Raw genomic sequence first — 9,606 nt, forward strand, 5'->3', positions numbered from 1 at the left:
GAGGCCGGTCAAAAACGACCGGATTCTGGAAGGTTACCTCCCAGAATGACTGACGCCTTGGGCTAGAAAACGGCGAAAGCGAGGCCAATGGCCGGCTCTGCCAACCCTTTTTCCGCAGCCTGTTAGACGACCCTAACCAGTTTGGAGCCAGGTTGCGGGGATAGCTGACGCCCACGCGGCGTCGGCTGCCGACGCGCGAAGTTATCCAACTGCAGGCATATGAACGGCTGCCTGTTACGGAAGTAGCCGCTTCGTTCATTATCAGTAAGCTGCCCTGGATGGCCTAAGTTGCCAACATCTATGAGTCTCCTCGTTCCAAATTTACAGCGTTCCGCGCAAGGACACCGTGAAAGCGCGCGGAGAGCCATATCTCGCACTGCCGATGAACAGACCCGAATAGTAGGTCTTGTCGAAAACATTATCGAGGTGGACCGCCAGCGACAGGCGCTGAGAGAAGCGATAGTTCGCCATCAGGTCTACGATCGCCAGACTGCCCTGCGTGTAGATTTCGCCGTTCGGGCCTTCGCCATCCGGCGTAGTCTTGCCCTGCCATCGCACATTTCCGCCCAGCGTGAGCCCCTCGAGATCGCCGGGCAGGCGGTAGGACGTGAACATCTTGAAGCTGTTCTTGGCGATCTGCGGCAACTGGCGCACGCCGTCGCGATCCGTCGCCCTGGCATTAGCGAAGCCGCCCGCGACCAACCAGCCCGGCAGGATCTGGCCGTTGACTTCCAGTTCGAAGCCCTTGGAGGTCATGCCCGAAACTGGGTGATAGGCCGAGCTGCCATCGGGCGCGAAGATGCCTGGGCCGTCGGCGAGCGCATAGTTGTCCTGCTTCATGCGGAACACCGCCGCGCTGGCGCTCAGCTTGCCGTCGAGGAAGTCGGCCTTCAGGCCCGCTTCATAAGTATTGCCTTCCAGCGGAGCGATCATGTCGCCGTCCACGGTGCGCTGCGTCTGCGGTTCGAACACGCTGGCGTAGCTGACATAGGCCGAGATGGTCTTGCTGAAGTCCACGACGGCTCCGGCATAGGGTGTGAACACGGCTTTTTCCCGGTTGCCCGGCGTCCACGTCCTGGAACTGGCCTGGTCCCGGGTATAGCTGTCCTGCCGCCACCACGTCAGGCGCCCGCCCGCGATCACCGAGAGCGGCGCGATCGGCTTGAGCCGCGCCACGCCGGAGGCGGCGCTGGTCCGGATGCGGTTGCCGGAACGGCTGCCTGTCGCGGTCAGGTCGGGCTTGGGATAGTCGCCGTTCTCGAAGAACGAGAACGCGTTTATCGAGGAGTTCATGTACTCGGGGCCGTCCCACCAGCCGGGGTAAGGCGTCTGGTCGTCATCGAACTGAGCATGGCTCACCATGAAGGCGACGTGCTGCTCCTGGCCGAGCGCCTCAAAGCTGCCGCGCAGGTTCGCGTAGACGGCGTTGAGCGTGAGGTCGGATGCCCAGCGGGTGGAATAGAGCGTGCCGCCAAGCCCGGTGTCCTTGTCGATCGCGCTGCCGAAGAAGTAGCCGATGGTCTCGTCGTAGGAGCCCGACTTGTGCTCGGCATCGATCTGCAGATGCCAGTTCTTGTCGAAGTCGTGGGCGAGCGAGGCGAAAAGGTTGACGCTCTTGCGGCTGAAGTCGGACCAGTTGGCGCCGCCGTTGGTGGCCCGCGCGAAGTGAGTCTTCGTCCCGTCGGTGAAGAACAGCGGCACGCCGCCGCGCGATGCAGCCTCGTTGCGGAAGTTCTGATACTCCACCCCGGCGGTGATCAGGGTGCCGGGCGCCAGATCTGCCTCGACCACGCCGTAGAGCGCGTGGCGCTTGACGTGCTCGCGATCGATGAAGGTGTCGTTCTCCTGCCACGCGCCGGACACCCGGGCGCGGACGTGGCCGTCGGCGGTCAGCGTCCCGCCGAGGTCGCCTTCGAGGCGGTACAGGTCCCAGGAACCGACGGTAGCGGCGGCGCTGGCGCGGGTCTCGGTGCTCGGCCGCTTGCGGATCATGTTGATCGCGGCGGAAGGCTGGCCGGTGCCCGTCATCATGCCTGCAGACCCGCGGATCACCTCGATACGGTCGTAGGCGATCATGTCAGCGGTGTCTTCGGTGAAGCCGTAGAGGTTGGTCGGGCGGGCGACGCCGTCGACGAGGTAGTTCTTCACCTCGAAACCACGCGCAGTGTAGTTGGTGCCATCGGTGCCCAGCGCGCTGGAGCGGTTCGACTGGATGCCGACGATTTGCTCCATCACCTCGGAAATATCGTAAAGGCCCTGTTCCTGCATCCGCAGGCTGTCGATCACGGTGACCGACTGCGGCGTCTCGCGCGAGGACAGGGTGAGGCCGGTTGCCTCGGTCGCACCGGTCACGACGATGGCGTCCGGGTCCGTCTCGTCGGTCGTGTCTTCGGCATGGGCGCTGGTCGCCGTCAGCAGGCCCAGCACGAGCATCGAGACAACGGAATGACGAGCGCGGATGGAGGATTTGACGGACATGTTGCGATCTCCCCTGGTCTTGTTTCTATTCGCAAGCCATCGGGCTGCGAATGCGGGCGAGCCTCTAATGCGAATGATTTGCAAACGCAACAAGTGAGCAATAATTGTTTTGCTTGGGCGGGAAGGCCCGCCGCACCGAGGGTTTATTGCAAATAGCTCGCAATAGTCTAGAGGCGATGCCATGTTTGCCTCGACCGTCACGATGGCGCGCGCATCCGGTTCCTCCCTGGCACCGGACGTTGCGGCAGCACCGGAGCGGCCCCGAAACGCCTATCGCGTCGGTGGCCGGCCGATGCGCATGGCGGCGTTGGTGGCCACCATTTTGGTGCATCTGGCAGTAGGCGCGGTGGTCGCGATAGGCTGGCCGCGATTCGAAAGCGCACGCGGTACGCCGCATCTGGCGAGCGTCGTCATCCTGCCGCGTGCTATGGACGAACCCCGCCGCCGCCCGACTTCGGGAACGCAGGCCCCGGCGCGGCGTCCCGAACCGCTGCCGGCGCCGGCCAGCCCGCCACCGACGATCCTGCTCGCACCGCCGACGCCGGCCGCGACAGAGGTGATAGCACAACTCCCGGCTCCGGCAGAGGGAGGCCGCGAGGACGCGCGGGCTGCGGCGACGCAGGTTTACCGCCGCGTGGTCATGGCAAGGCTCGAAGCCCGGCGCCGCCCCATGCGCCAGGACGCGGCGGGCGGCGGGTTGCGGGCGGGCGCAGTGGCCTTTCGCATCGATCGCGGCGGGCAACTGCTCGAAGTCTCGGTGGTGCAGTCGACTGGTCGCGCCGCGCTGGACCACGCCGCGCTTTCGATCGTGCGCCGCGCCGCGCCGTTTCCCGCGATCCCCGATGCCCTGCCGGACGAACTGGCGATCACCCTGCCGGTGGAGTTCCTTGCGGGGCAGGGCAGGACCGGGATCGCCGCGCGATGAGCGGGCGCGATGCGGCGCTGGTGGCGCATCATCACGATTCGCTCAGCGCCTACGTGCGCTCTCTGGTGGATTCCTCGGCGGTTGCCGCCGACATCGTCCAGGAGACCTGGGCCCGCGCGATCCCGCCGCTGCGCGAAGGCAAAGTCGAGAACGTCCGCGCCTTCCTCTATCGCATCGCTCGCAATCTGGTGATCGACGGCGCTCGCGAGCGGGGCAAGTGGTCGCCCTGGGTGCTGGACGAGGACCTTGGCGGGCTGATCGCCGACGATGCCCCGTCGGCCGAGCGCGCGCTGCTTGGCCGCGACCGGCTGCGGCTGCTGCTCGAACTGGTGGAGAGCCTGCCGCCGCGCTGCCGCGAGGTCTTCGCGCTGCGCAAGATCGAGGGGCTGCATCAGGCCGAGATCGCCGAAAGGCTGGGCATCACGCGTGGCGCGGTCGAGAAGCACTTGCGCCATGCGCTGCTGGTGCTTGCGGCGCGGCTGGGCGAGATCGACGGGGCGATATGAAGATACTGGCGGAAAATCCGGCGGGCAAGGTCGTGTTTCGGTGCTCCCTCGCGTCTTGGGACATGACGGCGGTCGTTTCGCGGTGGTCGTCGTTCATCCCGGTTGGGACGGAGCAGCGGTCATGACGACGCCGAGACAACCCATCGCGCCCAAAATCGCCGAAGCGGCGGCCGACTGGATCGTCCGGCGCGACGGCGGTGCCTTCAGCGCCGAGGACGAGCGGGCCTTCGCGCAGTGGCATGCCCGCCCCGAACACCGCGATGCCCTGGCGCGGCTGGAGAAAATCTGGGGCCTGCTCGACGAAGACGAGGAGCAGTCCCGGGATGCGCTGCCCGTCGCCGCCCTGCCGCGCCAGCGCGCTGCCCGCGCTCCGTGGCGCATCCAGGCAACGCGCCCCGACCGGAAGCGGCGGCGTGCGCTAGCCGGAAGCGCCGTGGCGGCGGCGCTGGCGCTCGTCGTGCTCGGCGGCGTGCAGGGCTGGCCGACATGGCTGCGGGCGGACCACATGACCGGCATTGGCGAGCGGCGCGTGGTTACCTTGCCCGACGGTTCGCTGGTCAGGCTGGACAGCGGCTCGGCGATCGCGCTCGACGATACTATTACAAGGCGGGGCGTCCGGCTGCTGGCGGGCGCGGCGATGTTTGAAGTCGCACCCGACCCCGCACGCCCCTTCACCGTCGAGGCCGACGGGGGCAGCGTCACCGCACTGGGCACCGCGTTCGCGATCCGCGACGAAGACGGGCACGCCACGGTCACCGTTACCCGGCACAGCGTGCGCGTGGAGGGCGACGGCCGGGCGGTGGTGGTCGGCGAAGGCCAGCGCGCGGATTTCGCGGCGAAGACCTTGCACGGACCGCTGCCCGCACGCGGCGACGCGACTGCCTGGACGCGCGGGCGGCTGGTGGTGGTGGACCGGCCGCTGGGCGAAGTGGTGGCCTGGATCGGCCGCTACCGGCGCGGATACTTCGCGGTCACCGGCCCGGCGGCGGCGATCCGGGTGAACGGGGTCTATGACCTCGACCACCCGCTCGCCGCGATCGACAGCATCGAGGCGAGCCACGGCCTGTCTTCCGTGCGGCTGTCCGATCGCTTCATCATCTTGCGCCGATAAAAATATTCGAATCGATGGTCGTGTTTTCCGATCTTGTCCCGTCTTGGTTTTGCAAGTGCGTCGCAGCAGCAATGTTCGGCGCGAGGCTAGCCAAGTGGGAATATTTCGATGACGGTTAAGTTCGAGCGCGGCCGGGCGCTGGCATTCGCGTTGCTGGCGGGCACGGTTCTGGGCGGCGGGGCCATGATGCCGGGCATCGCGGCGGCACAGGATCACGTCGCTCCGCGCAGCTACGACATTCCGCCGGGATCGCTGTCCGACGCGCTGAATCGCTTCGCCGAACAGAGCGGCGTGCAGCTGACTTACGAGGCGGCGCTGACCCAGGGGCGCCGGACCACCGGGCTGCGCGGCAGCTTCGTGCCGCACGACGCGCTGGTATATCTGCTCTCGGGCACCGGCCTTGCGGCGCGGCCGGCGGGCGAGGGCGCGATGACCATCGCCCGCGCGACCACCGGCGCGATGACGCTGGACCCTTTGCGTATGGAAATGACCCCGGTCGCCTACGGAGCCGGGGCGTCCGAGCGCGATGACGAGGAAAGCTGGCGGCGCAACGACCCGATCCTGGTGACGGGCCACAACCAGCAGATCGACGCCACCTCCACCTCCGGCCCATGGGGCAACAAGCTGCTCATCGACACGCCCTATTCGGTCAGCGTGGTGCCGCAGGACATGATCGAGAGCGTTGTCGCCGGCGACATGGACCAGATCTTCAAGATGAACCCGGTGGTGCAGAACTCGGCGCCATCGACGGTCTACGGCACGCCTTACGTGACCATCCGCGGCTTCGATTCGCAGAAGGGCGTGGTCGATGGCGTGCGCCTGTCCTCCACCCTTACCGGTATCGCCACCGAGGAACTGGCGAACGTCGAGATCATGAACGGCCTGTCGGGCTTCCTGTACGGCGTGGGCAATCCGGGCGGCGTCACCAACTACGTGCTCAAGCGGCCGACCTATACGCCCAAGCTGGATGTGCGGGTGGGCAACTATGGCAACACGCAGTTCTTCGCGCATGTCGATATGGGCGGCAAGATCGATGCCGGCGGCACTTTCGCCTACCGCCTGAACCTGTCGATCCAGGACGGCGAGACGGCGAAGAAGAACCAGAACGTCGCGCGCACCATGGTCAGCGGCGCGCTGGACTGGAACGTGGCGCCCGACCTGCTGGTGCAGGCGGAAGCGGCACACACCTATTACCGGATCGACGGCATCGATTCCCGCTTCTACGCGTATGCGAACACCGGCCGCGCCGCGCTCGACCATTGGATCGAGCCGCTGGCGAACGACAAGACCTGGACCCCGTCCTGGACGTACCTCCAGACCAAGACCGACCGCGCCGGCGCCAACGCGAAGTGGAAGATCAACGACATCTTCAGCCTGCGCGCGGCGTATCTCAACAAGCGCGACGCGCAGGAATCGATCAACATCTACCCGCTCTACGTCGAGGATACCGGCACCGCCAGCCCGGGCTGGCAGCAGGGCTGGAGTTCGCGCAGCGCGCCTTCGTACAACTATGCGCAGGGCGCCTATGCCTATCTCGACAGCGAGTTCGCGACCCTGGGCATCCAGCACCGCCTGACGGTGGGCGCTTCGGGCGACATCCTGCGGGTGAAACGCCACGTCACCAATTCGGTCAGCGGCGGGGATTCGGCGGTGTTCACCGATCCTGACGACCTGAACTCGTGGGCGATGCCTGCCGCGCTCAACACCTATTCCTGGGGTGCGCTCTACAAGTCGAGCCGGTCGAAGAACTCCAACATCGTCATGGGTGACGACATCCGGTTCACCGAGCAGTTGAGCGCGCTGATCGGCGTCAACCGCAGTACGGTGGAGGCGCGCAACTTCAACGCGGCCGGCACCGCCACGTCGAACTACAAAGAAAGCGCCTGGACCCCGACCGTCTCGCTGGTGTTCAAGCCGGTGCCGCGCGTGACGACTTATGCCACCTACATGGAAGGCCTGGAGCAGGGCTCCACCGTTCCCGACGACGCCGTGCTCTACAACAACCCCGGCGAGATCATGAAGCCTTACGTCTCCAAGCAGTACGAAGTCGGCGCCAAGTACGCGCCGATCGACGCGCTGCTGATCACCGGCGCGCTCTATCGCATCGAGAAGGCGAACGCCTTTGACGAACAGGTAAACGGCAAGATCACCCGCACCCAAGACGGCGTCGAGGTCCACCAGGGCTTCGAGCTGACCGCCACCGGGAACGTCACACCCAACCTCAAGGTGATGGTCGGCGGCACGGTGATGGACCTCAAGGTGACCAAGACCAGCACTGCATCGCTGCTAGGCAAGAAGCCCACGGGCGTCAGCGGCACGCTGGCCAAGATGTACCTCGAATACGCGGTGCCGCCGCTGCCCGGCTTCTCCGTCAGCGGGGGCATCTATCATGCCGGGAAGATGTACAAGGACAGCGCCAACCTGCAGGTGATGGATGGCTACACGATCATGGACATCGGCCTGCACTACACGACCGAGGTCGACAGCCACCCAGTGCGCCTCGACCTCAACGTCGCCAACATCACCGCCGAGAACTATTGGGCGACCTCCTATTCGCTCGGCATTCCGCGCAACGTCGCCTTCTCGTTGAAGTACGGCTTCTGACGCATGGCGCATCTCGGGATCACGACATGAAGCAGGGTTTCCGCCAGTCGATGGCCTGGCTGCACACCTGGGTTGGCCTGGTGCCGGGCTGGGTGCTTTACATCGTCTTCGTGTTCGGGACGGCGGCGTTCTTCCAGTACGAGATCGATGCCTGGATGCGGCCCGAACTTGCCTCGGAAACCCGGGTGACCACGCGCGCGCTCGACGCCGCCGACGCGCTGCTGCGGCGGCGCGGCGCCGGGGCGGAGAGCTGGACCGTCTCGCTCCCCAATGCGCGCGGCGGCAGCGGGCTGATGGTGTCGTGGCGCAAGGCGGGGCAGGACCGGCACGACCGCAAGGAGATCACGCTCGACCCGCAGACCGGACGGGAAGTGGCCGTGCGCGAGACGCGCGGCGGGTTCTTCCTCTACCGGATGCACTTCGACCTGCACTACATGCCGGTGATGTGGGCGCGCTACCTGGTGAGCGTGGCGGCGCTGGCTATGCTGGTGGCGATCCTGTCGGGGGTGGTGACCCACAAGAAGATTTTCACTGACTTCTTCCAGATGCGCTTCGGCAAGGGCCAGCGCAGTTGGCTCGATGCACATAACGCCACCGGGGTGCTGACGCTGCCGTTCCATGTGATGATTACCTATACCGGGCTCGTCACGCTGCTGTTCACGCTGATGCCCTGGGCGATCACCGCCAACTTCACCACCCGCGAGGCGTTCTACGAGGCGGCGTTCCCCCGTGCGGACGAGAAGGACGCGAGCGGCACGCCCGAGCCGACGGTCCCGCTGGCCCGGCTGGTCGCGAGCGCGCAGCGCCAGTGGAACGGCGCCAGCCCCAGCTACATCGGCATCGACCATCCAGGCGATGCCACCGCCACCGCGCAGCTATACCCGCAGCGCACGAACTGGAGCGATGGGCGCGGCGAGCCGATCCATCTCGACGCGGCGCAGGGCGGGGTATTGCCAGCCAAGGCCCGCCCCAAGGGCGGCGCGCGCCTGACGCAAGAGGTGATGATCGACCTGCACACCGCATGGTTCAGCGGCTACGGCCTGCGCTGGCTCTACTTCCTGTCGGGCCTTGGCGGCACGGCGATGGTGGCGACGGGGCTGGCGCTGTGGTGCGTCAAGCGGCGCACCAAGCTGCCCGATCCCGCCCGCCCGCATTTCGGCTTCCGTTTGGTGGAGCGGCTCAACATCGGCTTCATCGCCGGGGCACCCGCCGGCATCGCCGTCTACTTCCTCGCCAACCGGCTGCTTCCTGCCGCTCTGCCCGAGCGCGCCGAATGGGAGGTGGACAGCCTGTTCATCGGCTGGGGCGCGATCTTCGTTTGGGCGCTGGCCCGCCCCGCCAAGCGAGCCTGGGTGGAAGGGCTGGCGACCGGCGCCGTGCTGTTCGCACTGGTGCCGCTGGCCAATGCGCTGACGACATCGCGCGGGCTGGGGGCCAGCCTCTGGCACGGCGACTGGGTCTTCGTCGGTGTCGACCTGACGCTGACGGTTTTGGCGACGGGCTTCGCCTGGGCCGCGTGGAAGGTCCTGCGCCACCAGCCTAAGGCCGCGCCCGCACGCCGCCAGCGCGCCCGGGTGGAGGTTGCGGCATGATCCATCTTGCGATCGCAGTGCCCGCCTTGCTGGGCTTTGCGCTGTTGCTCCTGGCCATGGCGCGCCACCAGCAGGACTGGCTGCGCCGCAAGCTGCCGCCGGGCACTTCGCGCCATCTGCGCCGGAGCGGCTTCTGCGCTCTCGCACTCGCCTTCGTCGCCGCCGGCTCCGGGCTCGGCTGGGCCTATGGCACCGTCGCCTGGTGCGGCTGGCTGAGCGTGGCGGCGGTGCTGGTCCTGGCCGCGCAGACCAACCGCGAACGCATCCTGTGCCTGTTTTCGTAAGAAAGAAGATCATGTCCAAGACCAACTCCGCGACGGGTCAGCAGATCCCCCCGTCCCCTGTCGTGGCGGGCGGTGCGCGCCGCCATCGTCTGTCGGTGGCGGCGCG

Annotated in this window: 7 protein-coding genes; 6 read left to right on the top strand and 1 reads right to left on the bottom strand. The window is 66.7% G+C overall.

The features are described from left to right. Positions 1–321: 321 nt before the first annotated feature. Positions 322–2,478, bottom strand: a complete 2,157-nt coding sequence (locus tag ACYPYD_RS26485; protein ID WP_459666648.1) for a TonB-dependent siderophore receptor — start codon at positions 2,476–2,478, stop codon at positions 322–324. 310 nt (positions 2,479–2,788) lie between these two features. On the opposite strand from ACYPYD_RS26485, the gene ACYPYD_RS26490 reads away from it, so the two are divergent. The 6 genes from ACYPYD_RS26490 to ACYPYD_RS26515 all read left to right on the top strand — a co-directional run bounded on the left by ACYPYD_RS26490 (position 2,789) and on the right by ACYPYD_RS26515 (position 9,500). Beyond that, positions 2,789–3,403, top strand: a complete 615-nt coding sequence (locus ACYPYD_RS26490; protein ID WP_459666651.1) for an energy transducer TonB family protein — start codon at positions 2,789–2,791, stop codon at positions 3,401–3,403. Next, positions 3,400–3,909 carry an RNA polymerase sigma factor gene (locus tag ACYPYD_RS26495; RefSeq protein WP_459666654.1) on the top strand — a complete coding sequence of 170 codons (510 nt, stop codon included), beginning with the start codon at positions 3,400–3,402 and terminating at the stop codon, positions 3,907–3,909. The genes ACYPYD_RS26490 and ACYPYD_RS26495 overlap by 4 nt, the downstream gene beginning before the upstream one ends. 121 nt (positions 3,910–4,030) lie before the next feature. Further along, entirely contained in the window at positions 4,031–5,020 is a 990-nt protein-coding gene (locus ACYPYD_RS26500; protein ID WP_459666658.1) for a FecR family protein, read from the top strand. Between the two features lie 108 nt (positions 5,021–5,128). Beyond that, positions 5,129–7,624, top strand: coding sequence for a TonB-dependent siderophore receptor (locus tag ACYPYD_RS26505; protein WP_459666660.1), 2,496 nt, complete (start codon positions 5,129–5,131; stop codon positions 7,622–7,624). A gap of 26 nt (positions 7,625–7,650) precedes the next feature. After that, a complete protein-coding gene (locus ACYPYD_RS26510; RefSeq protein ID WP_459666663.1) occupies positions 7,651–9,216 on the top strand; it encodes a PepSY-associated TM helix domain-containing protein in 1,566 nt (521 codons plus the stop codon). After that, the gene (locus ACYPYD_RS26515; protein WP_459666666.1) at positions 9,213–9,500 is read left to right on the top strand and encodes a DUF3325 domain-containing protein; all 288 of its coding nucleotides are present in this window, start codon (positions 9,213–9,215) and stop codon (positions 9,498–9,500) included. The genes ACYPYD_RS26510 and ACYPYD_RS26515 overlap by 4 nt, the downstream gene beginning before the upstream one ends. Positions 9,501–9,606: the final 106 nt, after the last annotated feature.

It is taken from the genome of Novosphingobium sp. 11B (genome assembly GCF_054589055.1).

Excerpts from the sequence above, each read along its gene's own strand:
- ACYPYD_RS26515 (WP_459666666.1), top strand. The coding sequence starts at position 9,213 with ATGATCCATCTTGCGATCGCAGTGCCCGCCTTGCTGGGCTTTGCGCTG.
- ACYPYD_RS26485 (WP_459666648.1), bottom strand. The coding sequence starts at position 2,478 with ATGTCCGTCAAATCCTCCATCCGCGCTCGTCATTCCGTTGTCTCGATG.
- ACYPYD_RS26495 (WP_459666654.1), top strand. The coding sequence starts at position 3,400 with ATGAGCGGGCGCGATGCGGCGCTGGTGGCGCATCATCACGATTCGCTC.
- ACYPYD_RS26500 (WP_459666658.1), top strand. The coding sequence starts at position 4,031 with ATGACGACGCCGAGACAACCCATCGCGCCCAAAATCGCCGAAGCGGCG.
- ACYPYD_RS26505 (WP_459666660.1), top strand. The coding sequence starts at position 5,129 with ATGACGGTTAAGTTCGAGCGCGGCCGGGCGCTGGCATTCGCGTTGCTG.
- ACYPYD_RS26510 (WP_459666663.1), top strand. The coding sequence starts at position 7,651 with ATGAAGCAGGGTTTCCGCCAGTCGATGGCCTGGCTGCACACCTGGGTT.